Source organism: Acidovorax sp. 62 (assembly GCF_002754495.1).
Lineage (GTDB): Bacteria > Pseudomonadota > Gammaproteobacteria > Burkholderiales > Burkholderiaceae_C > Acidovorax.
Map to the genome: position 1 here is coordinate 97,933 of NZ_PEFJ01000001.1, position 24,796 is coordinate 122,728.

The 24,796-nt window shown below is 64.9% G+C and carries 20 protein-coding genes; 11 read left to right on the top strand and 9 right to left on the bottom strand.

Annotation, left to right across the window (positions count from 1 at the left end; translation table 11 throughout):
• Positions 1-74 precede the first annotated feature (74 nt).
• Both CLU86_RS00405 and CLU86_RS00410 read left to right on the top strand, forming a co-directional pair.
• Complete coding sequence (locus CLU86_RS00405; protein ID WP_099740182.1) at positions 75-2,348, top strand: diguanylate cyclase domain-containing protein; 2,274 nt, start codon at positions 75-77, stop codon at positions 2,346-2,348.
• A gap of 154 nt (positions 2,349-2,502) precedes the next feature.
• Entirely contained in the window at positions 2,503-3,669 is a 1,167-nt protein-coding gene (locus tag CLU86_RS00410; protein WP_099740183.1) for an alpha-hydroxy acid oxidase, read from the top strand.
• 112 nt (positions 3,670-3,781) lie between these two features.
• Here CLU86_RS00410 and CLU86_RS00415 read toward each other — a convergent pair whose 3' ends face one another.
• Complete coding sequence (locus CLU86_RS00415) at positions 3,782-4,348, bottom strand: DUF3455 domain-containing protein (protein WP_369803793.1); 567 nt, start codon at positions 4,346-4,348, stop codon at positions 3,782-3,784.
• Positions 4,349-4,679: 331 nt separating this feature from the next.
• Between CLU86_RS00415 and CLU86_RS00420 the strand changes: the two genes are divergently transcribed.
• The gene (locus CLU86_RS00420) at positions 4,680-5,255 is read left to right on the top strand and encodes a sigma-70 family RNA polymerase sigma factor (RefSeq protein ID WP_099658113.1); all 576 of its coding nucleotides are present in this window, start codon (positions 4,680-4,682) and stop codon (positions 5,253-5,255) included.
• 13 nt (positions 5,256-5,268) lie between these two features.
• Complete coding sequence (locus tag CLU86_RS00425; protein ID WP_099740184.1) at positions 5,269-6,063, top strand: anti-sigma factor domain-containing protein; 795 nt, start codon at positions 5,269-5,271, stop codon at positions 6,061-6,063.
• 168 nt (positions 6,064-6,231) lie between these two features.
• On the opposite strand, the gene CLU86_RS00430 is transcribed toward CLU86_RS00425, so the two are convergent.
• Positions 6,232-7,791 carry a methyl-accepting chemotaxis protein gene (locus tag CLU86_RS00430; protein WP_099740185.1) on the bottom strand — a complete coding sequence of 520 codons (1,560 nt, stop codon included), beginning with the start codon at positions 7,789-7,791 and terminating at the stop codon, positions 6,232-6,234.
• 392 nt (positions 7,792-8,183) lie between these two features.
• Between CLU86_RS00430 and CLU86_RS00435 the strand changes: the two genes are divergently transcribed.
• From CLU86_RS00435 to CLU86_RS00455, 5 genes are all read left to right on the top strand, one after another.
• The gene (locus tag CLU86_RS00435; RefSeq protein ID WP_099740186.1) at positions 8,184-9,092 is read left to right on the top strand and encodes a diguanylate cyclase domain-containing protein; all 909 of its coding nucleotides are present in this window, start codon (positions 8,184-8,186) and stop codon (positions 9,090-9,092) included.
• Positions 9,093-9,095: 3 nt separating this feature from the next.
• Positions 9,096-13,595, top strand: coding sequence for a PAS domain S-box protein (locus tag CLU86_RS00440; RefSeq protein WP_099740187.1), 4,500 nt, complete (start codon positions 9,096-9,098; stop codon positions 13,593-13,595).
• A gap of 299 nt (positions 13,596-13,894) precedes the next feature.
• Positions 13,895-14,827, top strand: a complete 933-nt coding sequence (locus tag CLU86_RS00445) for a DUF3034 family protein (protein ID WP_099740188.1) — start codon at positions 13,895-13,897, stop codon at positions 14,825-14,827.
• Positions 14,828-14,877: 50 nt separating this feature from the next.
• A complete protein-coding gene (locus CLU86_RS00450) occupies positions 14,878-15,351 on the top strand; it encodes a group 1 truncated hemoglobin (protein WP_099740189.1) in 474 nt (157 codons plus the stop codon).
• Between the two features lie 4 nt (positions 15,352-15,355).
• Complete coding sequence (locus CLU86_RS00455) at positions 15,356-16,075, top strand: plastocyanin (RefSeq protein ID WP_369803794.1); 720 nt, start codon at positions 15,356-15,358, stop codon at positions 16,073-16,075.
• An 88-nt stretch (positions 16,076-16,163) separates the two neighbouring features.
• On the opposite strand, the gene CLU86_RS00460 is transcribed toward CLU86_RS00455, so the two are convergent.
• Genes CLU86_RS00460 through CLU86_RS00490 form a run of 7 tightly spaced genes read right to left on the bottom strand, consistent with a single transcriptional unit; the run spans position 16,164 to position 22,926 of the window.
• Complete coding sequence (locus tag CLU86_RS00460; protein ID WP_099740191.1) at positions 16,164-17,234, bottom strand: ABC transporter substrate-binding protein; 1,071 nt, start codon at positions 17,232-17,234, stop codon at positions 16,164-16,166.
• 50 nt (positions 17,235-17,284) lie between these two features.
• The gene (locus CLU86_RS00465; RefSeq protein ID WP_099740192.1) at positions 17,285-18,442 is read right to left on the bottom strand and encodes an FAD-binding oxidoreductase; all 1,158 of its coding nucleotides are present in this window, start codon (positions 18,440-18,442) and stop codon (positions 17,285-17,287) included.
• A complete protein-coding gene (locus tag CLU86_RS00470; protein WP_099740193.1) occupies positions 18,439-19,839 on the bottom strand; it encodes an NAD(P)/FAD-dependent oxidoreductase in 1,401 nt (466 codons plus the stop codon). Before CLU86_RS00470 ends, CLU86_RS00465 begins: the two co-directional genes overlap by 4 nt.
• A complete protein-coding gene (locus CLU86_RS00475) occupies positions 19,836-20,132 on the bottom strand; it encodes a (2Fe-2S)-binding protein (protein ID WP_233194715.1) in 297 nt (98 codons plus the stop codon). Before CLU86_RS00475 ends, CLU86_RS00470 begins: the two co-directional genes overlap by 4 nt.
• 15 nt (positions 20,133-20,147) lie before the next feature.
• Positions 20,148-20,942, bottom strand: coding sequence for an ABC transporter permease (locus CLU86_RS00480; RefSeq protein WP_056061258.1), 795 nt, complete (start codon positions 20,940-20,942; stop codon positions 20,148-20,150).
• A 5-nt stretch (positions 20,943-20,947) separates the two neighbouring features.
• Positions 20,948-21,820 carry an ABC transporter permease gene (locus CLU86_RS00485; RefSeq protein ID WP_099740195.1) on the bottom strand — a complete coding sequence of 291 codons (873 nt, stop codon included), beginning with the start codon at positions 21,818-21,820 and terminating at the stop codon, positions 20,948-20,950.
• Positions 21,817-22,926 (bottom strand): ABC transporter ATP-binding protein, encoded by a 1,110-nt coding sequence (locus CLU86_RS00490; protein WP_099740196.1) that lies wholly within the window; start codon positions 22,924-22,926, stop codon positions 21,817-21,819. Before CLU86_RS00490 ends, CLU86_RS00485 begins: the two co-directional genes overlap by 4 nt.
• Positions 22,927-23,211: 285 nt before the next feature.
• On the opposite strand from CLU86_RS00490, the gene CLU86_RS00495 reads away from it, so the two are divergent.
• A complete protein-coding gene (locus tag CLU86_RS00495; RefSeq protein ID WP_099740197.1) occupies positions 23,212-24,069 on the top strand; it encodes an IclR family transcriptional regulator in 858 nt (285 codons plus the stop codon).
• Between the two features lie 27 nt (positions 24,070-24,096).
• Complete coding sequence (locus CLU86_RS00500) at positions 24,097-24,753, top strand: N-acetyltransferase (protein WP_099740198.1); 657 nt, start codon at positions 24,097-24,099, stop codon at positions 24,751-24,753.
• Positions 24,754-24,796: the final 43 nt, after the last annotated feature.

The window sequence follows — 24,796 nt, forward strand, 5'->3', positions numbered from 1 at the left end:
CTTGCCAAGGCTGCACTGGCGTTTTGTGCAGCACCCTGCAGGTGCTGCGGGGCACGGCTGCAAGCTAGTCAGGCATGCTGCAGTCTCGCAAGTCCCTCTCTCACCGCCTGCTCTGGCTGGCCTTGTTGCTGTCCCTGGGCATTGGCGCCCTGACGGTGCGTACCCTCTGGACGCTGCGCAACGACGAGTGGAACTACGCCCTGCAGGCCAATGCCAACCTGGTGGGCACCCTGTCGCGCTCGCTGGAGTGGACGCTGGACGCTGTGGACCAATCTTTGCTGAGCGTGGCTTCGGAGCTGGAGCGCGTGAAGGACCTGTCTGCGACCGCGCAGTTGCGCCAGCAAGTGCGTTTTGAAGGCCTGATGCGCCTGCAGGGGCTGGGTGATGTGCTGGTGCTCAACGCCCAGGGTGACATCATTCTGGACTCGGGCTTCAGCGAGCCGCGCAAGGCCAATTTTGCAGACCGCGACTACTTCCGCGCCTTCAAGGACGGGCGGCATGAAGGCCTGTTCATTGGCAAGCCGGTGCCCTCCAGGGTGTCGCAGCTGAACTCGCTGCCCATGGCGCGGGCCTATCACACGCCGGACGGTGCCTTCGCTGGCATTGTGCTGAGCGCGGTGCGCTTGAGTTATTTCAACGAGCTTTTCGCTTCGGTGAACCTGGGCGACAACAGCGGCGTCAACCTGTTCCGGGCCGACGGCATCATCGTGTCGCGCTTTCCCTATGGTGATCTGGACGTGGGCAAGAGCATTGCCGGTTCGGCCAACATGCTGCGCTTTCAGCAAGAAAACCAGGGCTCGTTTGTCGGCCTGGCCGAGCTGGACGGCGTGGAGCGCTCTTACTCCTTCACCCGTGTGGGCCGCTTTCCCCTGATTTTGAATGTGGCGCAGGCCCGCTCCACCATCGAGAGCAAATGGACCCGTTCTGCCTGGGGCCTGGGCATGTTCACGCTGCTGCTGATGCTGTCGTGCATGGCGCTGGCCGTGCTGTTCAGCCGCGAGTTGCAGCGCCGCCAGGCGATCAGTGCCCGGCTGCTCCGGGCCGAGCGGGACATGAGCACCATCTTGCACAGCATTCCGTCGGTGGTGGGGTCGTGGGATGCCAACCTGTACAACCGCTTTGGCAACCAGGCGCATGAGATATGGTTTGGCGTGCCGCTGGAGAAGCTGCGCGGCATGCACATGAGCGAGATGCTGGGCTCCAAGCGTTTTGGCTACACCGAACCCCTGCTGCGCAAGGCGCTGGAGGGTGAACCCCAGGTGTTTGAAACCACGTTGACCGACAAGCAGGGCATGGCGCGCCACGTCATCGTTTCCTACACCCCCGAGCGCGATGGCGAGCAGGTGCTTGGCCTGTTCATCCAGCTCACCGACATCACCGACCGCAAGCACATGGAAGACCAGTTGTTTGAGGAAAAGGAGCTGATGCGCCTGACCTTGCAGTCGATTGGCGATGCCGTGGTGTGCTGCAACGCCGCAGGCCACGTGACCTATCTGAACCCCGTGGCCCAGCGGCTGACCGGCTGGCAAGGCTTTGATGCGGCAGGCCGTGATGTGGACGAAGTCATTCGCCTGCTGCCCAGCGATGCGGAGGTGGAGCTGGACAGCCCCCTGCGCACCGCCATGCAGAACGACCGGCCCATGGCGGCCACGCGTGGTGTGGTTGAGCACCGCGCCACCCACCAGCGCTTTGATGTGGAGCTTTCGGCCAGCCCGATTGCCGACCGCCATGGCCACGTGACGGGGGCGGTGGCCGTGTTGCGCGACGTGACGCAGGCCGTGGCCATGGCCGCACGCATGGCGCGGCTGGCGCACTATGACGCGCTGACGGACTTGCCCAACCGGGTGCTGCTGCAAGACCGTGCCCAGCAAGCCATTGCCCAGGCGCAGCGCGATGGCAAGCATGTGGGGGTGTTGTACCTGGACCTGGACGGCTTCAAACAAGTCAACGACGCCATGGGCCACGATGTGGGTGACCAACTGCTGGTGCAGTGGGCGCAGCGCTTGCAGGCTGCTGTGCGCCAGACAGACACCGTCTGCCGCCAGGGGGGCGATGAGTTTGTGCTGCTGCTGCCCGGCATTGGCAACGCGCAACAGGCCACAGTGGTGGCCCGCAAAATCATGGCGCAATGCGAGGCACCGTTCATGCTGCAAGGTGTGGCTGTGCCCATGGGCCTGAGCGGCGGGATCAGCCTGTACCCCGAACATGGGCGCGACCTGGACGAGCTGACCCGCCACGCTGATGCGGCCATGTACGCGGCCAAACAGGCTGGCCGCAACCAGGTGCGCTTGTACGAAGGCACAGGCCAGCCGCCCAGGCTGGTGGTGCAGCAGGCGGCCTTGGCCTGAGATCTTGTTGATGTGACTGCGTACCCGCCGCACGGGTCTGCAGGTGCGTCCTCGGCTTTGGAAATTTGTTGCAAGGCCCCGCAAATAATTTTGATGGCCTGGTGCGGTGGCTGCGTCTACCATGCTGCGCTGTCCCCTTACACGGAGTGAGAGCGTGCCTGACCTGTCCAAAATCACCTGTATCGAAGACCTGCGGGTCGTTGCCCAGCGCCGTGTGCCGCGCATGTTCTACGACTATGCGGACTCGGGCTCATACACCGAAGGCACTTACCGCTCCAATGAGGCCGACTTTCAGGGCATCAAGCTGCGCCAGCGCGTGGCCGTCAACATGGAAGGCCGCAGCACCCGCACCACCATGGTGGAGCAGGAGGTGGCCATGCCCGTGGCCATTGCGCCCACGGGCCTCACCGGCATGCAGCACGCTGATGGCGAAATCCTCGGCGCCAAGGCGGCCAAGGCGTTCGGCATCCCGTTCACGCTGTCCACCATGAGCATTTGCTCCATCGAGGACATTGCCGAGCACACGGGCCGCCACCCGTTCTGGTTCCAGGTGTATGTGATGCGCGACCGCGACTTCATCAACCGCTTGATCGACCGCGCCAAGGCCGCCAACTGCTCGGCCCTGCAGCTCACGCTGGACCTGCAGATCCTTGGCCAGCGCCACAAGGACATCAAGAACGGCCTCTCGGCCCCACCCAGGCCCACCCTCGCCAACCTCATCAACCTGGCCACCAAGCCGCGCTGGTGCCTGGGTATGCTGGGTACCAAGCGCCGCAGCTTCGGCAACATCGTGGGCCACGCCAAGGGTGTGGGCGATTTGTCTTCGCTGTCGTCGTGGACGGCCGAGCAGTTTGACCCGCAGCTCAACTGGGGCGATGTGGAGTGGATCAAGAAGCGCTGGGGCGGCAAGCTGATCTTGAAGGGCATCATGGATGCCGAAGACGCGCGCCTGGCTGTCAACAGCGGTGCCGATGCGCTCATCGTCAGCAACCACGGTGGCCGTCAGCTTGACGGCGCACCATCGTCCATCGCCGCGCTGCCTCACATTGCAGAAGCCGCGGGCAAAGATATCGAGGTGTGGATGGACGGCGGCATTCGCAGCGGGCAAGATGTGCTTAAAGCCCGCGCGCTGGGCGCGCAGGGCACGCTGATCGGCCGCAGCTTTCTGTATGGCCTGGGCGCGTATGGCGAGGCGGGTGTGACGCGCGCGCTGCAGATCATCCAGAAAGAGCTGGACATCACCATGGCGTTTTGTGGCCACACCAACATCAACAACGTCGACAGTAGCGTGCTGTTGCCGGGCACCATTCCTCGCCTTTGACTTGATTGAGAAGGCGATGGCGCCGTTGACAAGCCGCCCTGCTGCAAGCCTCGCTTAAAGCGGGGCTTGTGCTTTCAGGCCCCAGTCAGGGCGATGCGGCCCACAGGGCTTGTCAAGACGCGGCCTTCCAGAGGATGTAGTCGGCCTGGTACTTCACCACTTGCTTTTGCCCCGCATTGCCAGCAGCGCAAGCCATGGCGGGTGCCACGCCGCCCTGTGTGGCCACGCGCTGGATGTAGGTCACGCCCTGCATTGCACCCATGCCCATGGCGGGGTTGGCCTTGACCAGTTGGAGCGGGATGTTGCCCGCACCTGCGGGGGCCACTGCCACCTGCGTGGCCGTGACCTTGGATCCGTCGTTGCTCTCCCAAGTGGCCGGTGGGCCAAAGTAGCGGCCAATGGCTTTGCCTGCGCGGTCCATCAGCTTGGCATCTGGCCCCACAAACACCCACTCAAAGTCGCTGGGCATGTCTTTCTTGGCGCGGCACTCGTAGGTGATGTCGCCCGCCCCCACGGTTTCCATGGCAACGCGTTGGCCTGCGGGCACTTGCACCGCTGCGGGCAGTGTGCTTTGGTTGAATGCGGGCATGGAGGTCATGGGGGCCATCGAGCCGCAGGCCGTCAGGGCGGCGGCTGTGGCCAGCAGGGTCATGGTGATCAAAGGGGTGCGTGCTTGCATGGTGCTTCCTTGGGACGGGTTGGGACAGGGCGCACCGAAATTGCGCTGCAGGCTGGGCGGTCCATACGCTCGATGCGAGCCCTGCAGCTTTTCTTGCGGTGACCAAGGGCTATACGCAGGCCGATGGACGGTGGATTCAAAAAGTTTTTCTTTCTGAAAATTGTTTGGGAAAGGCGGTGTGGGGAGCTCGCAGCCTTGAATCCAAAGGGGCGCTGCAACCGTATTCTGTGTGCAGGCATTGGCGGGGCGGGGTGATGCATCTGTGTGCCCCAACCCCACAGTGCGCGCGGCAGTTGTGCCTGCAACGGCCCATATCCAAGACAATGGGCGCATGAGCACCCTCCACCCCGATCGCGAACTCATGGAACTCATCGACCGCGTGGCAGCGCAAGACGACTCGGCCCTCAAGGCCCTGTATGAGCGCACTTCGTCCAAACTGTTTGGTTTGGCGCTGCGCATCGTGCGCCAGCGCGATGCCGCAGAAGATGTGCTGCAGGACGCCTTCGTGGCCATCTGGCGCGGGGCGGGCAGCTACCGCGCGTCGCTCAGTCCGCCCATGGCCTGGATGGGGCTCATCGTGCGCAGCCGGGCACTGGATGCCCTGCGCAAGCGCACAACCGACCGCAGCGATGTGACCGATGAACTGGACGACCTGCTGTCGGACACGCTGGAGGGCGACGGCGCCAACCCCATGGACGTGACCGAGGCCAGCGAGCAGGCCTTCGCGCTGCACCAATGCCTTGCCAAGCTCGATGGCAAGCAGCGCGAAGTCGTCAGCCTGGCGTATCTGCGCGACCAAAGCCATGGCGAGCTGGCCGAGCAGCTCAAGCTGCCGCTGGGCACCGTCAAGACCTGGATACGGCGTGGGCTGGACCAGTTGCGCAACTGCATGGCGCGTTACGTGTGAGAGGCCCTCTGCTGTGAACATCACCCAACACCCTGAACTGCTGCAGCGCCTGGCGGCCAGCTACGCCCTGGGCACGCTGCGCGGCGGCGCGCGCCGCCGTTTTGAATCCCTGGCCCGCGAACACGCCAGCGTGCGCGCTGCAGCGCTGGTGTGGCAAACCCACTGGTCCGGCCTGGCCGAGCTGCAGCCGGGCAGCACGCCAGACCCGGCCGTGTGGGTGCGCATCCATAACCTGGTGCAGGCCGACAAAGCCCTGCACGCCATGGCGGCAGCACGCATGGAACGCACGGCAGGCCCTGAGCCCGTGGGCTGGTGGCGCACCCTGTGGGTGTGGCGCGGCGCGGCTTTGGCAGGGGCCGTGGCCACACTGGCGGCGGTGGTGGTGGGCCTGCAAGCCCATGGCGGCCTGCAGGCCACCACCAGCGCACAGATTGCCGCCTTGCAACAACAGCTGCAAGCCACGCCGCAGATCCAGTACGTGGCGGTGCTGGCCGACGACAAGGCCGATGCATCCATGTTGGTGACCTTCGATCCGACAAACCACAAGCTGGTGTTGCAGAGGGTGGGGGGCTTTCGGGAAGGTGCGAACCAATCTTTGCAACTGTGGGCACTGCCCCCAGTGGGCGGTCCACGCTCGCTGGGTGTGCTGGGGCATGAAAAGTTGCTTACCCTCACGGCGGGAGAGAGGGACGTTCAACAGGTTCCCACCCTGGCCATCAGTCTGGAGCCCAAAGGGGGCGTACCCAGCGAGACCGGCCCCACTGGGCCGGTGCTGTTCAAGGGCGCGCTCATTCAGCGTGTGCTGTAGCGCGGCCTGAGGGCAAGGTACTTGCCCGAACCGGCAAAGACTGTCGGCAGGTGCTTAGAGCGGCTAAAAAACTCAGCGAAGCGGCTGTGGCTAGGCGTTTCGCCGCAGGCAGTACAAGTAGTACGACGAGGCGAGACAACGACGCCAGGGGAGTTTTTTGAGTCGCTCTTACCGCAAGAGCGGCAGCGACGGCGGCATGTCCGACACCTTGAACACCGCCACCACCCGCACCAGGTCAGATGCCCGCTGGCGCAGGCCATCGGCACTGGCGGACGACTCTTCCACCAGGGCTGCGTTTTGTTGGGTGGAGTGGTCGATGCTCTCCAGCGCCTGGCTCAAGGCCTGCACGCCACTGGCCTGACGGGTGCTGGCGTCGTTGATCTCCGCCATGATCTGGTCCACGCGCTGCACCGCGTCCACGATGTGCGTCATGGTGTTGCCTGCCTGGGTGACCAGGGACGAGCCCAGTTGCACATGGGCCGAGCTGGCCTGGATCAGCGCACCAATCTCCTTGGCTGCCTGGGCACTGCGCTGTGCCAGGGCGCGCACCTCGCTGGCCACCACCGCAAAGCCCCGGCCTTGTTCGCCTGCGCGGGCGGCTTCCACCGCAGCGTTCAGCGCCAGGATGTTGGTCTGGAAGGCAATGCTGTCGATGACCGCAATGATGTCGGTGATCTTGGCCGAAGCGCTGGCGATGTCCGACATGGTGGTCACCACCCGCTTGACCACATCGCCCCCTTCTTGCGCTACGCCGGATGCCCGGCCTGCCAGCTGCTTGGCCTCGTTGGCGCTTTCTGCATTGCGCTGCACCGTGGTGTTGATGTCTTCCATGGTGCCCACGGTTTGCTGGATGGAGGTGGCTTGTTGTTCCGTGCGTACGGACAAATCCTGGTTGCCAGCAGCAATCTCGTGGCTGGCGTTGGAAACCCCTTCCGCTGACATCCGTACCTTGGAGACTACGTCCGTCAACGAGCGCCCCATTTCTTGCAGGGAGAGCAGCAGTGGGGTGAATTCGTCATTGCCCGTATCGCTGGCGTGGGTGGTCAAGTCCCCGTTGGCTGCTCGCTGTGCAATCGCACTGGCTGCACCAACGCGCTTGTGCAGCAACTTGCGCAGCCACCAGGCAAAGCCACTGAGCAACACCACAATGGCACTGAGCGCACACAGCTGTAACCTGAGCGTCAGGTTGACCGCGTCATGGATGCTTTGGATGTCTTCTGTCAGTGCTTCAGTCTGGTACGCCACCGCGTTTTCCAGCCCACTGAGCAAGGCATTGCGCGCCGGAATCGTCTCTTTCACCAGGAAATCAAACGCCTGGTCCTTTTGCCCTTGGGTGATGAGCTGCACATTCTTCTCGCCCACGGCCCAGAACGCATCGTTCAGTTGGGGGATGGCCTTGAACACTGCACGCCCCTTGTCTGAGAAAAGGCGGCGTTCGTAGTCGCGCAGCAACTCGTTCACCATCGTCCGCTTTGCGGCCACGTCGTCCAAGGCTGTTTGCTGTTCAGCAGGGGTGCGCGCCAGCATGGCATGGCGTAGCTGCAAGGATGCGCGCGTGATGTTCAGCTCAATCGCACCGGCCACACGCAGTTGCTGTACGCGGCTGTCTTTGGTGTGCTGCGCGGTCTCTTCCACGGCCGTGAGCTTGGCGTAGCTGAAACCGCCAAAGGCGATCACGGTGCTGGCAAGCCCCGCAATCATCCAGCCAAGTCGTTTTGTGATTCCCATGGAGGCTCCGTACTGCAATCTGTGGAATGATGGCAAATGATAGATGTATTAGGTTTAAAATGCAATCATTGTTATAAATATGATAATTTTGAAATGTGTTGCCTTGGGCTAGCGATCCATAGCAAGCCGCTGAAAGTGCTTTGGGCGAACCGAGCGGTACGCGTTTGCGGGGCGAAATCTGTAGCCCCAGCTTGGGCCAGGCACTGCTGACTGGATGTGTGTAGGGACGTATGACTATGATGTGGACACCGTTACAAACGGTAGTGAATGGGGCGATCTGACATGGTGCTGCCTGTAACTCCTGCTTTCTCCTGCCAGAGGGGCGTTTGTGCGGCGTGGGGGCTGTTGCCCGCGCCCCATCGGCGTCTGTCCTTGCCGCCGAGGTGTGCTGCATGAGCCAAAGCATTCTGATCGTGGACGACAACACCGGCATGGTCCAGCTGATGGCGCGCATGCTCAAAGGGGTTGCCCGCCTGCGTTTTGCCACCCGGGGGGATGAGGCGCTGAAATTGATGCGGGAGTCCGCCCCCGATTTGGTGTTGCTGGACGCAGAGATGCCGGGCATGAGCGGCTATGAAGTGTGTGAGGCCATCCGCGCTGACGCCACGCTGGCCGATATCCCGGTCATTTTTGTGACGGGCCATGGCGAGACCGATGCCGAAGTGCGCGGGCTGGAGGCGGGGGCGGTGGATTTCATCACCAAGCCGGTGAATGAAGCGCTGCTGCTGGCCCGTGTGCGCACGCAACTGCGTCTGAAGTCCATGGCCGACGAATTGCGCAGCATGGCCACCACCGATGGCCTGACCGGGTTGGCCAATAGGCGCCATTTTGATGAGTTGATGCGACGCGAGTGGCAGCGCTGTGCCCGTTCCGGCAGTTCCATTGCGCTGCTGATGGCGGACATCGACCATTTCAAACGCTACAACGACAGTTATGGACACCCCGGCGGGGATGCCTGCCTGCAGGCGGTGGCCAAGGCCTTGACCTTGGTGGCCCGGCGCCCTGCGGATCGGGTGGGGCGTTTGGGGGGCGAGGAGTTTGTGGTGCTGTTGCCTGACACCGATGTGGCCGGAGGGCAGGAGGTGGCCGAGCATGCCGTCAAACTGATACAGGCTTTGGCGTTGCCGCATGTGGCCTCGCTCACGGCGGAGCACGTCACCATCAGTGTGGGCGTGGCGGTGTGCACCGGACAGGACATGGCCCGGCATGACCCGCAGTCGCTCTATAGCGCGGCCGACCATGCCTTGTACGCCGCCAAGGCGCAAGGGCGCAACCGCTGGGCCGCTCAGGTCATGGGCTGAGCCATGATTCGCTACCGGCGCGACACCGTCGCCACGCCCATGGGGTCTGTGGACCGGACGATTCTGATGTCCACGATGGTGCTGTGCCTGACCCTTGCTGTGGCGGCTTTCGCCTACATCCACCAGCAACAGCAAAACATCCAGGAGGTGGGTGAACGGTTTGACCGCCTCAAGAACCGTGTGCTGGGGGAGGTGGGTTTGCGCATGCGGCTGTATGAATATGGCCTGCAGGGCACGCGCGGCATGATGGCTGCGGTAGGGGAAGACCTGAGCTGGTCCTCTTTTGCCCGCTACAGCGCAAGCCGTGATTTTGAGAGCGAGTTTCCCGGAGCCCGCGGCTTTGGCTTTATCCGCAAGGTGACGGCGGACGACCGGGCGCACTTTATGCGCCGGGCCCGAGACGAAATGGGGCCTGACTTTGAGGTGCGGCAGTTGCAACCGCATGTGGGTGACAGCTACATCATCCAGTACATCGAGCCCATGGAGCGCAACCTGCGGGTGTTGGGCCTGGACATTGCTTCCGAACCCGTGCGCAGGGCCACCGCCGTGGCGGCCATGCGGTCGGGTAAGACCACCCTCAGCGCGCCTGTCAACCTGATGCAGGACACGCAGGTGGGCTCTTCGGGGCTGTTGCTGGTGTTGCCGATGTACCGCTATGGCATGCCCACCAACACCGAGGCTGGCCGCGAACTGGCCTTGCTGGGCTGGGTGTATGCACCCTTGCAAATGGATGAAGTGCTGCGCAACCTGGATGCCGAAGAGGCCTTCTATTCCATGTCGCTGCGCGATCGCCTGGCCTCATCGGATGCGTGGCTTTACGGCGGAGAGCTGGCACCCGTGGCAGGCTTCCCCAAGCAGCCGCTGGCGTTGTTGGAGCTGTTTGGCCGGGAGTGGGAAGTCAACCTGCAGCCCACCCAGGAGTTTGTGGACTCTTTGCATTTGCAAGAGCCACAGCGCAAGGCAACGGAGGCTGGCCTGTTTGCCCTGTTGGCCTCGGCCCTGGTGGTCTCGATGGTGTACCTGGGGCAACGCAAGCGGGTGCAGCGGCTGGAGCAGGCGCGCCGCGCAGCGATTGTGGAGGGGTCAGACGACGCCATCATTGTGCAAACCCTGCAAGGCGTGATCACCGACTGGAACGACGGTGCCCGCAGGTTGTTTGGCTACGCTGCAGGCGACGTGCTGGGGCACACGGCGCAAGAGCTGCTGGTGCCTGTGCACCTCAAGGCCGAGGACGAATCCATGCTGGCACGGGTGGCCCAAGGCGAGCATGTCAAAGCCTACGAAACCGTGCGCAGCCACCGCGACGGTAGCTTGGTCGAGGTCTCGATTTCGGCCGGGCCCATTGTGGATGCCGATGGCCGCGTGGTGGGCCTTGCCAAGACCTTGCGCGATGTGCGCGAATCGCGGGCCGCGGCGCGGCGCGTGGCCGAACTCAATGCCACCCTGGAAGACCAGGTGCGCGAACGCACGGGCGACCTGGAGACGGCTCGGCATGCCCTGCAAACGGTGCTGGACGCCATGCCCTCGCAGATCGGGTACTGGGGCCGCGACCTGCGCAATCAGGTGGCGAACCGCGCTTACGGCGACTGGTTTCACATTGACCCTGCCATGGTGCATGGCATGCACCTGAGCGAGCTGATTGGGCAGGACATGTTTGCCATTTCGCTGCCCCACGCCGAAGCCGCCTTGAGCGGCGAAGCCCGCAGCTTTGAGCAAACCCGCCCAGCCACTGCCACCGAGCCCGCCCGCCACATGCTGGTGCACTACCTGCCTGACACGCAGGACGGTGCCGTCAAAGGTTTTTATGCCTTTGTGCATGACGTGACCGAGCTGACCGAAAGCCGCATGCAGTTGGCAGCCGCCCAGCGCGATAACGTTGCGCTGCTGCAAACACTGAACCAGCACGCGATTGTGTCGGTGGCCGACCGCACGGGCCGCATCATCGAAGTGAACGATGCTTTCTGCCACATCTCGGGTTTCCACCGGCAAGAGCTTCTGGGGCAGAACCACTGCATCGTTAACTCGGGCGAGCACGACCGCGCCTTCTGGGTCAGCATGTGGCGCACCATCAGCAGCGGCCAAAGCTGGCGCGAAGAGGTTTGCAACCGTGCCAAGGACGGCATGCTGTACTGGGTAGACAGCGTGGTGGCGCCGTTCATGGATGCGCACGGGCGGGTCGAGAAGTACGTCTCCATCCGCACGGACATCACCAACCGCAAACGCACCGAGCTGGAGCTGCAGCGCACTTTGGCCCTGTTGCGCGCGGTGCTGGAGGCTTCGACCCAGGTGGCCATTGTGGCCACAGACCCCCGGGGCGTGGTGTCGCTGCTCAACCGAGGGGCAGAGCTTTTGCTGGACACGCACGCCGACAAAGTGGTTGGGCAAACGAATGCGCTGGCCTTCTTTGAAGCCGATGTCCTTGCGAAAGATGCCCAGCCCATGGGCGACGAAACGGATGGCGCAGGCGAGTTTGGAGCGCTGCGCCGTGTGGCCCAGTTCCACCAGGCCACGCAGGACCCGCAGACGCAGTGGTTCATGCGGCGGGCCGATGGCGTGCGGGTGCCCGTGTCGCTGGCGGTGACGCGCATGCAGGACGCCAACGGCCAGTTCACCGGCTACCTGGGCATTGCCTCAGACATCCGTTTGCGGCTGGAGCAAGAGCAGTCGCTGCGCGTGGCCATGCAGCAGGCCAACGCGGCCAACGAAGCGAAGAGCCGTTTCCTGGCTAACATGAGCCATGAAATCCGCACCCCCATGAATGCGGTGCTGGGCCTGTCGTACCTGCTGGCGCGCACCGCGCTGGACGAAGAGCAGCAGGGCATGCTTCGGCGTGTGCAGGTGGCCAGCAAGGCCCTGCTGGCGGTCATCAACGACATCCTGGACCTCTCCAAAATCGAGGCCGGCGAGATGGCCCTGGAGCGGGTGCCTGTGGACGTGAACCAGGTCGTGCGCGATGTGGCCGCCCTGATTGACATGCAGGCCCGCGAAAAGGGCGTGGCCTTTGTGGTGGACGTGAACGAACCCGTGCCCCAGCCGCTGGAGGGAGACAGCACCCGCTTGCAGCAGATCCTGATCAACCTGCTGAGCAACGCCATGAAGTTCACCGAGCGTGGCGAAGTGCGCCTGACGGTGCGCCACGAAGCGTTGGGCAGCGGCACCTTCCGGGTGCAAATGAGCGTGAGCGACACCGGCATTGGCATTGCCGAAGACGCTTGCAAGCGCCTGTTTGCCCCTTTTGTGCAGGCCGATTTGTCGACCACCCGCCGCTATGGCGGCACTGGGCTGGGGCTGTCCATCGTCAAGCAACTGGTCGAGATGATGCATGGCACGGTGGAAGTGCACAGCAAGGTAGGCCAGGGAAGCCGCTTTGTCGTCACGTTGCCCATGCACCGGAGCATGGGGCTGCTGCTGCACCGCGAAGCAGCGCCCTCTCTGCCCATGGGGCAGGGGCTGCCGGGCGTGCGCTTGCTGGTGGTGGACGACAACGAAACCAACCAGGAAATTGCGGCCCGCATCCTGCAGGCAGAAGGCGCCGAGGTGGGTGTGGCAGGGCATGGCCAGGCCGCGCTGGATTTGCTGCTGGCCCGCCCGCAGGGCTTTGATGCCGTGCTGATGGATGTGCACATGCCCGTGCTCAATGGGCTGGATGCCACCCGGCAGATTCGCTCCACCCCGAGCCTGGCGGGCTTGCCCGTCATCGGGCTCACGGCTGGGGTGTCTTTGTCGGAGCAGACCGAGGCCATTGGTGCGGGCATGAACGCGGTGGTGGGCAAACCGTTTGACCCGCCCGTGCTGGTGCGGACCCTGTGGCGCTGTCTGCCCGGGTTGGCGCAGCGCGCGGGCGTGGCGGCCGATGCCAATCCGCCCGCCAGCCCGCAGCCCGTGCCCCCTGACTGGCCCACGCTGCCCGGCGTATCGGCTGCACAGTCGCATGCGCGGCTCAAGGGGCATGCACCGCTGCTGTGGCAACTGGTCCGGCGCATCGTGGCCTGCGTGGGCGGCCTGCCCGCGTTGTCCGATGCACCCACCCCGCAGGAGATAGACGCCTTGAAGCTGCCCTTGCACGATCTCAAGGGCATGGCAGGCTCGGTGGGCGCGCAGGCGCTGCACGCCCTGGCATCGCAAGCCGAAGACGCCGCGCGCCAGCAGCAGCCCGAGGTGCTTGCCAAGGTGCTTGCGCAGCTGCAGCCCGCATTGCAGGGCTGGGAGGCGGCGTTGGCGCAGTCCCAGCCCGAGGTGGCCCATGCGCCTGCCCGCCAGAGCGCCGACACGCCTGCTCTCGACCCCGCCACGCTGGCGCGCATCGGCTCGCTGCGCGCCGCCTTGCAACACCGCGACCTGGCCGCGCTGGACGAGTGGGACGCCCTGGCCCCCGCCTTGGCCCATGTGCTGGGCCCCGAGCGGCAGGCCGCACTGCAGCAGCACCTGGATGCCCTGGCATTTGATGAAGCCCTGGCCCTGCTGGACAGCGCCTTGCCTACCGAAGACCTATCGGCTTTCTGAGGCGCTGGCGTTATTTTTTTGCGCCCCGTTGAATCCATGCCGCGCTGGCTTGCGTATTCAAGAGGTGTGCCTAGTGTCCTGCGTTGGAAGTTCGTTGATGAAATAAAGAGGTCGAAATCGTCGTCAGGCAAGGCGCAAACCGCAGCGATAGCCGTAGCGATCGCGAGGATTTGCAACGCAGCATGGCGGCGATGCTCGGCATCTTTATGAAACGAATCTCCAACTCGGGGCACTCGCATGTGCAGTGCCTCTTTCCTGCTTTGGTTCAACCTGTCTGCCCTTGCTTCAGGAGCTTTTCGATGAAAAAACACCTTCTCCCCCTGCTCCTCACTGCCGGTGCACTGGCAGCGGGCGCCGCCCAGGCCGACACGGGCAAGCTGCTGCTCACCGGGGGCGTCAGCTCCATCACCGGCAGTGCTGGCGGCGGCATCACGCCCTGGGCGGTGATTGGCACCAACGCCACAGAGGGGGAGCTGGGCGTGAGCAGCTACGCCACGCGTGCGGGCACGCAGGACTACGCTCTCACCAGCTATGGCGTGGCACTGGGCTACAAAGACCGGGTGGAGCTGTCGCTGGCACGGCAAGACTTTGATGCCGCGCCCGCCTTTGCCTTGAACGGCATTGCCCCCTTTGGCGTGGTGCCGGGCCAGCATATCCAGATGGATGTGCTGGGCCTGAAGGTGAAGCTGGCGGGCGACGCTATTTTGGATGCCGACACCTGGATGCCGCAGATCGCCGTGGGGCTGGAGCACAAACAGGTGCGCCCGGGTTCGCTGCAATCGGTGCTCGACTTTTTGGGCACCCAAACCAGCGGCACCGATGTGTATGTGAGCGCCACCAAGCTGCTGCTGGGGCAGGGCCTGCTGCTCAACGGCACGCTGCGCTACACCAACGCCAACCAAAACGGCCTGCTGGGCTTTGGCTCGGCAGCGCCTGGCAAAAACCGCCGCAGCCTGCAGCCCGAGTTCTCCATCGCCTACCTGCTGCGGCCCAACCTGGCCGTGGGGGCCGAATACCGCTTCAAACCCAACAACCTGCAGGCGCTGGGCGCTGCGGCAGGCCTGGGTGCTGCGCTGCGCGAGGACGACTGGAAGGACCTCTTCATCGCCTGGGCGCCTAGCAAGAACGTATCGCTCACGCTGGCCTACGTCGACCTGGGCCGCATCGTGCCCGGCGTCACCCGTGACCGGCGCCAGACGGGTTACTACCTCTCGGCCCAGGTGGCGTTCTAGCCGCTTTCGCTCGCTTTGCCATCCACGCGACCCCACCTTCGGAGCACACCATGAACACCCACCATTCCCCCTGGGTTTTGGCCACAGCCCTGCTGCTGGCCTTGCCCGCCACCGCCCAACAATCGTCCGCCACACTAGCCATGGCACGCGCCGCCGCGCCTGCCCCCGCCGGGCTGTACCAGGCGCTGGGCGAAAAGCCTGGCATCGCCCGGCTGATGGACGACTTTGTGGACCGTGCCGTCCAAGACCCGCGCATTGGCGCGCACTTTAAGGACACCAAGCCCGCAGCCCTCAAAGAGAGCCTCACAGACCAGATCTGCCAGATCAGCGGGGGGCCTTGCCAATATGAAGGCGCTGACATGAAATCAGCCCATGCCGACATGGACATCACCAAGGGCCACTTCAATGCCTTGGTGGAAGTGCTGCAAGCCGCCATGCACGCCCAGGGCATACCGTTCGCTCAGCAAAACCGCCTGTTGGCGCTGCTGGCGCCCATGCACCGCGACATCATTACCCAGCGTTGACACCATGAAAATATTGTCTATTGCTATGTTTTTTGTAGCTGCTAGCGCTTGTGTATCAAGCGCTAGCGCCGGAAATGTTCAAGTCCAGGTGCTGGACAGGGATGGCAAGCCCGTGCCCGATGCCGTGGTGGTGCTGTACCCCGCAGCGGGCGGCAGCGCGCCCAGCCTGTTGCAGGCCAGCCCCACCATCGAACAAGAGCGCATGCGCTTTGTGCCCGCTCTCACGGTGGTGGCGCCGGGCACCACCATCCGCTTCACCAACCAGGACCGGTGGGACCACCATGTGCGTGGAAACGCCGCCGGGCCTGTGCCCACCGGGGCTGCGGCCAATGAAGGGTTTGAACTGCGGCTGGCGGGCAAGCAAGACGGCCAGCCTGCCCAGTCAGCGGATGTTGCGCTGCGCAGCCCCGGCGTGTTCTTGCTGGGCTGCCACCTGCACGGCTCCATGCGTGGGCATGTGTTTGTGACCGACTCGGCCTGGACGCTGAAGACCGATGCCGACGGCATTGCCCGCTTTGCCAGCGTGCCCGACGGGGCCGCCCAGCTGCGCGTGTGGCATGCCGAGCAGTTGGTGGATTTGCCCCGCAAGGGCCTGCAGGTGCAGGCCGCCCCGGTGCTTGAAACGATGCAGCTGAGCGTGGTGCCGCGCCCACGCCGCCCCGCGCCAGCCCCGGCTGCGGCGGTGCCGAGTGGCAGCGGCACGGCGCCGCATGCGCATTACTGAAAGGGATTGCTGGCCACCACGCGCCGCGCTGTAGCCGCTGCAGGGCCGGTGATGGCGATGGTGATGGCGCTTAGCGGCCGTCGGCGGGTCAGCGCTCGATGGTCTTGTTCCAGCGCGCGTTCCAGGCGGGGCGGTTGGCGTTGATGCTGTCCCAGTCCAGCGTCACGGCGTTCTTCATCCACTGGTTGATCTTGCCCACCTGTTCGGCGCCATCACCCACCACGGGCGCTTGCGGGTTGGTGGGGATTTGGGCGCCAAACTGCAGCACATTGGCCTGTGCCAGGGGGCTCAGCAAAAATTCCGCCAGCTTCTGGGCCAGTTCGGGCTCGCTGTTCTTGGCGATCACGCACTGGGCCGTGAGCAGCACCACCGAGCCCTCCTTGGGCTGGGCGTACTCCACCGGAATGCCCTTGATCTTGAGTGCCGCCACGCCGGTGGGGGTGAGTGGGAAGAGGGCCGCTTCACCCGTTTGCACCATCTCCGAAATCTTGGCCGAGCTGGGGATGTACTCCAGCACATTCGGGCCAATCGTCTTGGCCCAGTTGTTGAAGCCTGGCTCCACGTTCTTGTCGTTGCCGCCCTGGATGCGGTTGAACATCAAAAAGCCGTGCAGCCCGAACGACGACGACGGCATGGACTGGAACACCACCTTGCCCTTGAACTTGGGGTCCCCAAAGTCCATCCACGAGGTGGGCGCTGGCCAACCCTTTTCGGCAAACATCTTGGTGTTGTAGGCAATGCCCGTCATGCCCAGGCTCACGCCGCTGGCCAGGTCGTCCTTGAAGCGCGCGGCGGGGTAGATGTCGTTCAGGTGCGGGTTGGGCTTTTGCTTTTCGCACAGGCCCATGCCCATGGCGCGCACCATGATGCCGTCGTCCAGAAACATCACGTGCATCTGCGGCTTGTCCTTGTTGGCCTGGGCCTTGGCCAGGATGTCGGACGAAGTGCCCGGCACCACCACCACCTTCGCACCGTGCAGCTTTTCAAACGCCGGGAACACGTACTGCGTGTACGCCTTCTCCATCGTGCCGCCATTCATGCCGATGTACAGCGTTTTGGTCTGCGCGGTGGCGGTGCCTGCGGCGGCCACGGCGGTCAGTGCGGCGGCCGTCACAAGGGCGCGGCGGGTGCGGCTGGCAAAGCGGGGGGAGAAGGTCATGGTGGTTTCCTTTCTGGTGGGGAGGGGAGTTTTGTCGGTGGCAAACGGGGTCAGTGGGCAGCGGCAGTGCTGGCCACGTCAGCCACCGTCGTTGGGAGAAATCGCTCAATCGCAAAGGCATCAATCGGCGTGGTGCTGCGGCCATCGCGGGCCAGCTCGGCCAGCACCTCACCCACGCCGGGGCCAATCTGAAAGCCCGCACCGGCAAAGCCAAAGCCATGGATCAGGCCGGGCGTGGTGTGGCTCTTGCCCAGCACCGGCTGGCGGTCAGGCAGATAGCCTTCGGTGCCGCTCCAGGTGCGAATGAAGTGCGCGTTCTTGAGGGCGGGCAGCAGCTCCACCGCCTGCACTGCCAGGGTCGCGATGGCGCTGCGCTCGGAGCGGGCGCGGTCGGCATCCAGCGCCACACCTGCGCCGCCGCCCAGCACCAGATTGCCGCGCGCCACCTGTCGGCAGTAGATGCCGCCGCCCTCCACACCCAGGCTCCAGTGCATGAAAAAGGGCAGGGGCTCGGTAACCGCCATGGCGGGGTGGCCGGAGTGAATGGGCACGGCCTCGCCAAACTGCGCGGCCAGCGCACCGGCCCAGGCACCAGCGCAGTTGATGAGCACGGGCGCACGCACCGCCACGGTGGTGCCCGAGCGCACGGTGAACAGCTGCCCGTCGTGCTCCACCGAGGTCATCGGTGTGCGCTCCAGAATCTGCGCACCCGCGCGCCTGGCCGCCAGCGCAAACGCGGGCGACACCAGGCGCGGGTTGGCTTGACCGTCGTCGGGGCACAGCGAGCCACCCACGGCGCGCCCGCCCAGCCAAGGGCAGCGCTCGCGCAGCGTGGCGCCCGAGATGAGCTGGATGCCCAGGTCAAAGTCGCGGCTCAGGTTGGCGTAGGCTTCCAGCGCGGCCATGTCCGCTTCGCTCCGGCCAATCTTGAAGTGCCCGCTGCGCTGGTATTCGCCATCGGTGCCAATCAGCGCGGGCAGGTCGGCCCACACCTGGTGGGCGCGCTGCGCCAGCGGCAGCTGGCTCACAGGGCGGCCCTGGCGGCGCACGCCGCCGTAGTTCACGCCGCTGGAGCGCGAGCCGCACAGGTCGCGCTCCAGCAGCACCACCGCCACACCTTTGCGGCGCAGTGCCAGTGCGGCCGATGCACCCATGATGCCGCCGCCCACAATGGCAACGTCGGTGTCGATGGTTCGGGTGGCGGTCATGCGCTGGCCTCCGCCTGGGCTTGCAGGTGGATGGGAATAGGCTTGATCGGCGCCTGTCCGCGCAGCCGTCCTACCGTGTCAATCGGCTTGCCTGTGGCGTGGGCCAGGATTTCTGCAGCGGCCACACCGCACATGCGGCCCTGGCAGCGGCCCATGCCCACGCGGGTCTGGGCCTTGAGTCGGTTCATTTCGTCGGCCCCCGCATCGTGGGCGCAGGCGCGTAGCTCGCCTGCCGTGATGTTCTCGCAGCGGCAGACCACCAGCGCATCGGGGGCGTGCGTTGCCCAATCTGTGGGGAAGGGGAAGGCGCGCTCCAGCCCTTGCCGGAAGGGCATCAGATTCGTCAGTTTGCGTTCCAGTTCCGCCGCGCGTGCAGTGCCCACCTTCACACTGTGGTCGGCCAGCAGCGCCAGCGCAGCGCGCTCACCCGCCCATTCGGCCGCATCGGCGCCCATGATGCCCGCGCCATCCCCCGCCAGGTACACGCCGGCCACGCTGGTGCGCCCTGCGCTGTCGCGCTCGGGCAGGTGGGCGCGGTGCATGGGCGCCCAGGCAAAGCGGCAGCCCAGCAGGTCTGCCAGTTGGGTTTCGGACCGCAGGGCGTAGCCAAAGCCCACGGCATCGCAGGGCACGGTGTGCTCGTTCTGGCCGTCGGTCCACACCACGGCATTGACCCGTGTTTCGCCCTCCACGCGAACAGGCCGCACGCCGGTGTGCACCGCCACGCCGTGCGCGCGCAGCCAGCCCACGTAGTACATCCCTTTGGCCAGCACGGCAGGCTGCGTCAGCATGCCGGGCAGGGCGGCCAGTTGGTCGGCAAAGCGGGCGGTGTCCAGCACTGCCGCGACCTTCACCCCAGCCTTTGCACCCGCCTTGGCATATTGGTAGGCCACCAGATACAGCAGCGGTCCGGTGCCCATCAGCACCACGTTGCGGCCGATGGTGCAGCCCTGGAACTTCAGCGCCACTTGAGTGCCACCCAGCGTGTACACGCCAGGCAGCGTCCAGCCTGGCACGGGCAGCACGCGGTCGGTGGCACCGCTGGCCACAATGAGCTGGCCGTAGGGCACCGTATGCGTGGTCTGCGTGGGGCCGTGCAGCACGTCCAGCAGGCCGCTCTGGGCGTTCCACACCAGGCTGTCGGGTTGGTAGTCGATGTGGGCGCGCAGTCCATCGAAGCTGCTGTGTAGCGCCGTGGCGCGTGATGCTTCGGTGCCGTACAGCGTTTGCGCGTTGCGGGCAAAGTGGGCCGGTGGGCGGCGGTAGATTTGCCCGCCGCCACGCGCGGCCTCGTCCATCACCACGGGCCGCACGCCATGCGCCACCAGGGTTTGCGCGGCGCGAATGCCCGCAGGGCCTGCGCCCACAATCACGGGTTGCAAGGTGGGGGCGGTCATGCGGGCGCTCCGGTGGTCAGCTGCATGCCTGCCTGGATGAAGGTGGCGCAAGACCGTAGGCGTTCGCCCGTGGCGGTTTGCACCCAGCAGTCCTGGCACGCGCCCATCAGGCAAAAGCCTGCGCGCGGCTCATGGCTGAACTCGTTGCGGCGCAATTGGGCGCGGTGGGTGAGGATGGCCGTGAGCACCGTGTCGCCTTCGAGCGCCGTGGCGGTCTCCCCATCGAGCAAGAAGGGCACGGGCGCGCGGTCTTTTTCGGCCACGCGGTGGAGCAGAGGTTGGCTGGAACTCATGGTTGCGGTGCTCATTTATTTCCGGCCGACCAGAACGCGATCGAGTCCATACACCCGGTCGAGAATCACCATCGCGCAGGCCGTCAGGGCCACCATCAGTGCCGAGACCGCCGCCATCAGCGGGTCAATCGACTCGGTGGCGTACATGTACATGCGCACCGGCAGCGTCACCGTGCTGGGTGAGGTGACAAAGATCGACATGGTCACTTCGTCAAAGCTGTTGATGAAGGCCAGCATCCAGCCGCCGGTCACGCCGGGCAGGATCATCGGCAACGTGATGCGCGTGAACACCGTGGCCTGGCTGGCGCCCAGCGACAGGGCTGCATGCTCGGCACTGCGGTCAAACCCCACCAGTGCCGCCACCACCAGCCGCAGGGTGTAAGGCGTGACGATGAGCGCATGCGCAAACACCAGCCAGCCAAAGCTGCCCGTGCCGCCCAGCAGCGCAAACAGGCGCAGCAGGGCCACACCCAGCACCAGATGCGGAATGATCAGTGGCGACAGAAACAGGCCGTTGAGAAAGCCGCGCCCCGCAAACTCGTAGCGCGTGATGGCAATGCCCGCAGGCACGGCCAGCACTGTGGCCAGCGTGGCCGATGCCAGCGCCAGCCACAGGCTGTTCCAGAACGACTGCACAAAGTCCGAATGCTCGAACACCGCCTTGAACCAGCGCAGCGAGAACTCGGTGGTGGGCAGCGTCAGCGTGTTGTGCGGCGTGAACGCCACGATGCACACCACCAGCAAGGGGGCGAGCATGAAGGTGATGACCAGCGCGTTGAATGCGAGGGCGAGAGGGCCGTTCTTTTGCATCGTGCTCACCCGAGAGATTTTTTGTAGCGGCCTTCAACCAATCGGTTGTAGCTCAGCATGACCACCAGGTTGGCCACCAGCAGCGTCAGCGCAATCGCGGCGCCCAGGGGCCAGTTCAGTTCGTGTAGGTACTCGTCGTACACCACCGTGGCCACCATCTTCAGCCGCCGCCCGCCCAGCAGGCCGGGAATGGCGAACGAACTGGCCGCCAGGCCGAACACGATGAGGCTGCCGGACAGGATGCCAGGCAGTACCTGCGGCAACACAATGCGCCGCAGCGTGGTGAAGGGCGAGGCCTGCAGAGACAGTGCCGCGTTTTCCACACCCGGGTCCAGCTTCTGCAGCGAGGTCCACACGGGGATCACCATGAAGGGCAGCATCACATGCACCAGGGCGATGACCACCGCGATCTCGGTGTAGAGCATCTTTACCGGGCCGATGCCAACAAGCTGCAGCGCGCCATTCACCAGCCCCTCGGGGCCCAGCAGCATGCTCCAGCCAAAGGCGCGCACCACCACCGACACCAGCAGCGGTGCCAGCACCACCAGCAGCAGGATGGAGCGCCACGGGTTGCCCATGCGGCTCAGGATGTAGGCCTCGGGTGCGCCAATGGCCACGCAGATCAGCGTGACCAGCCCCGCAATCCAGAACGTGCGCCAGAAGATCGTGTGGTAATACGAATCGGTGAACACATGGGCGTAATGCTCCAGCGTGAACTCACCCGCCTTCACCCCGGTGGCCGGGTCGAACGCGTTGAACGACAGCACGGCCGTGAGCGCCAGCGGCACCAGCAGCAACACCGTGAACAGCACCAGCGCCGGGCCGGACAGCCACCAGGGCGCAGCCTTTTTGTGCAGCAAGGTGGTGGCCAGGCTCATGGCGCCACCTCGGCGGCGGTGTCTTCGGCCTCCAGCTCGGCCAGGGCGGTTTCATCGGCGGGCAGCAGGCGCATGCAGTGGTCGGGCCAGTCCACGCCAGTGCGCTCGCCCTCGGCCAGCGCGGCGCGGCCGTCGTTGGGTGCCAGCACCATCAGGTCGCCCACGGGCGTGCCCACGCGGTACAGCCACTGGCTTCCCAAAAAGAAGCGCTCGCACACCTCACCATCGAGCCGGCCCTGCACGGCGGGTACCAGTTGCACCTTTTCAGGCCGCACGCTCAGCAGCACGGCGGCGCCGGGGCGGTAGCGGGCACCGTTGATTTCCACCGTCAGCCCACCCACGGCCACATGCGTGTGGGTGCCATTGGCATGCGTTACCTTGCCCGGCAACAGGTTGGCCTTGCCCACAAAGGTGGAGATAAAGCGCGTGCGCGGGTGTTCGTACACGCGGTGGGGGTGGTCGATCTGCGTGGCGCGGCCGGCCTCCATCACCACCACACGGTCGCTGATGGACATGGCCTCGCTCTGGTCGTGCGTGACCATGATGGTGGTGGTGCCCACCTTGCGCTGAATCTGCCGCAGCTCAAACTGCATCTCCTCACGCAGCTTGGCGTCGAGGTTGGACAGGGGCTCGTCCAGCAGCAGCACGGGCGGCTCGATCACCAGCGCACGTGCCAGGGCCACCCGTTGGCGCTGGCCGCCCGACAGCTCGCGGGGGTAGCGCGTGGCGTGCTTTTCCAGGTGCACCAGGGCCAGCGCCTGGGCCACGCGCTCGGCGCGCTCGGCCTTGGGCACCTTGCGCATTTCCAGCCCAAAGCTCACGTTGGCCGCCACCGTCATGTGGGGGAAGAGGGCATAGCTCTGGAACACGATGCCCAGGCCGCGCGTGTTGGCCTTGGCGTGGGTGATGTCCTTGCCATCGAGCTCAATGCGCCCGCTGGTCACGGGCTCAAACCCCGCCACCATCTGCAGCGTGGTCGTCTTGCCGCAGCCCGAGGGCCCGAGCAGCGACACAAATTCACCCTTTTGCACCGTGAGGTTCATGGCCTGCACCGCGCAGGTGCTGCCATAGAACTTGGTCACATCCGTGAGCTTGAGAAACGACATGGCGAAAGCCTTTCCGGTGGTGGCATCGCACGGGTTGCCTGGGGGCGGTGCGTGCCACCTGCTGTGGAGTTGCATGGAGGGGCTGCGGGCCTTTGGGGTGTTTGCACCGGGGTGGTGCATGCACTGCACAAAGATTGAAGCAGCCGCTTGTTTCAATTGAATCTATTGCAATAAACAAACCAGAACGCTTCGGGTATTCCATTAAACGGAAGTTTTATTGAATTTATTCCGTTCAATGAAATATGATGCCTTTAGTTTGAACAAGCAATTCCACAGGAGCGAGGTATGGAAGCAGCATCAACCGCACCCATCGCTTCAGGCGGCGTACCCCGGGTGTTTGCCGTCATCCGGGCCCTGTCGGCCTTGCAGGCCGAGGGCGGGCGAGTCACCCAATTGGCGCGTGCCGTGGGCCTGACGCAGGGCACCACGCACCGTTTGCTGCAATCGCTGGTGGCAGAGGGCATGGTCGAGCAGGACGAGCGCAGCAAGCTCTACCGACTGAGCATGGACTTCTTCGCATTGGCCGCCAAAGCAGGCAACCCTGGCGACCTGCGCAGCCTGTGCCGCCCCGCGCTGCTGCGCCTGTGCGCCAGCCTGGGCGACAGCATCTTTCTCTTGGTGCGCAGCGGGTTCGATGCCGTGTGCCTAGACCGCAGCGAAGGCCCGTTCCCCATCCGCTCGTTCACCGGCGACATTGGTGGCCGCGTGGCCCTGGGCATGGGGCAGGGCGCCCTGGCCATCCTGGCGTTTTTGCCCGAGGCCGAGCGCGAAGAGGTCATCCGCTTCAACTTGTCGCGCGTGCGCGAGTACGGTGTGTTTGACGAGGTGTACCTGCGTACCGAAATCGAGCGGGTGCGCCAGCTGGGCTACGCGGGCCGCAATACCGGCTTGCTCGAAGGCATGGCCGGTGTGGCCGTGCCGATCTTGGACCGCGAAGGCCGCGCGGTGGCGGCGCTGAGTGTGGGCACCATCTCAGCGCGCTTGAACGATGATCGCTTGCCGACGGTGGTGGAGCTGCTCAAGCGCGAGGCCGCGGCAATTGGGCCGAAGATCAATCCGTTTGATGCGACGCTGCGGCGGCCTGCGCAAAGCCTGTCGAGCGTGCGCTCCGATCACGCCATCCAGCCCGCAGGGCAGGAATAAATAAGCGAAACGCTGGCCCAGCACACCATGACCATGACAACAACGCTGACCATGCCCACCGCAACGATGCCCGATTCGCCCTCTTTGATAGCCCACCCCCACGTCTGCGCAGCACTGGCCGAGGCGCTGTTGGACGACCCTTTCTACCAAGCCGTCACCATCGACCACGCTACTGATCCTGATCGTCGTTTGCAGGTGCTGGCCCACTACTGCGCGCTGGCCATGGATGAAGCCCGTGCCGTGGGCGATGTGCAGGTGGCTGACCCCCACGGCGCCGCGCTGTGGATCACGCCTCACGCGTCAGCCGCAGACAGGGCACATCACAGCGCGGTGCGCACCGGCAGCCTGCGCCAGCTGCTGGGCCCGCGCGGGTTTGACCACTACGAGCGCATCTGCGCCGCCATGGAAGCGCAAGTGCCCGCCGATTTGCACAACGCGTGGTATCTGTCCATATTGGGCGTGCACTCCACCGCGCGCGGCCAGGGGCTTGCACAGCGGCTGTTGTCGTCCACCCTGGCCAGGGCAGACCATGCGGGCGCCGCTTGCTATCTGGAAACCTTCAACCCGCTGAGCGTGCCGTTCTACCGCCGCCTTGGTTTCACCCGTGTGGTGGAGTGTGTGGAGCCGACCACAGGGCGCATCTACCAGCTGATGGTGCGTGCTGCGGCTGCGCACGGTGCCTAGCGCGCGGACCTGTGTCTTGCGCCGCCAATGCCAAGGCCGGGTA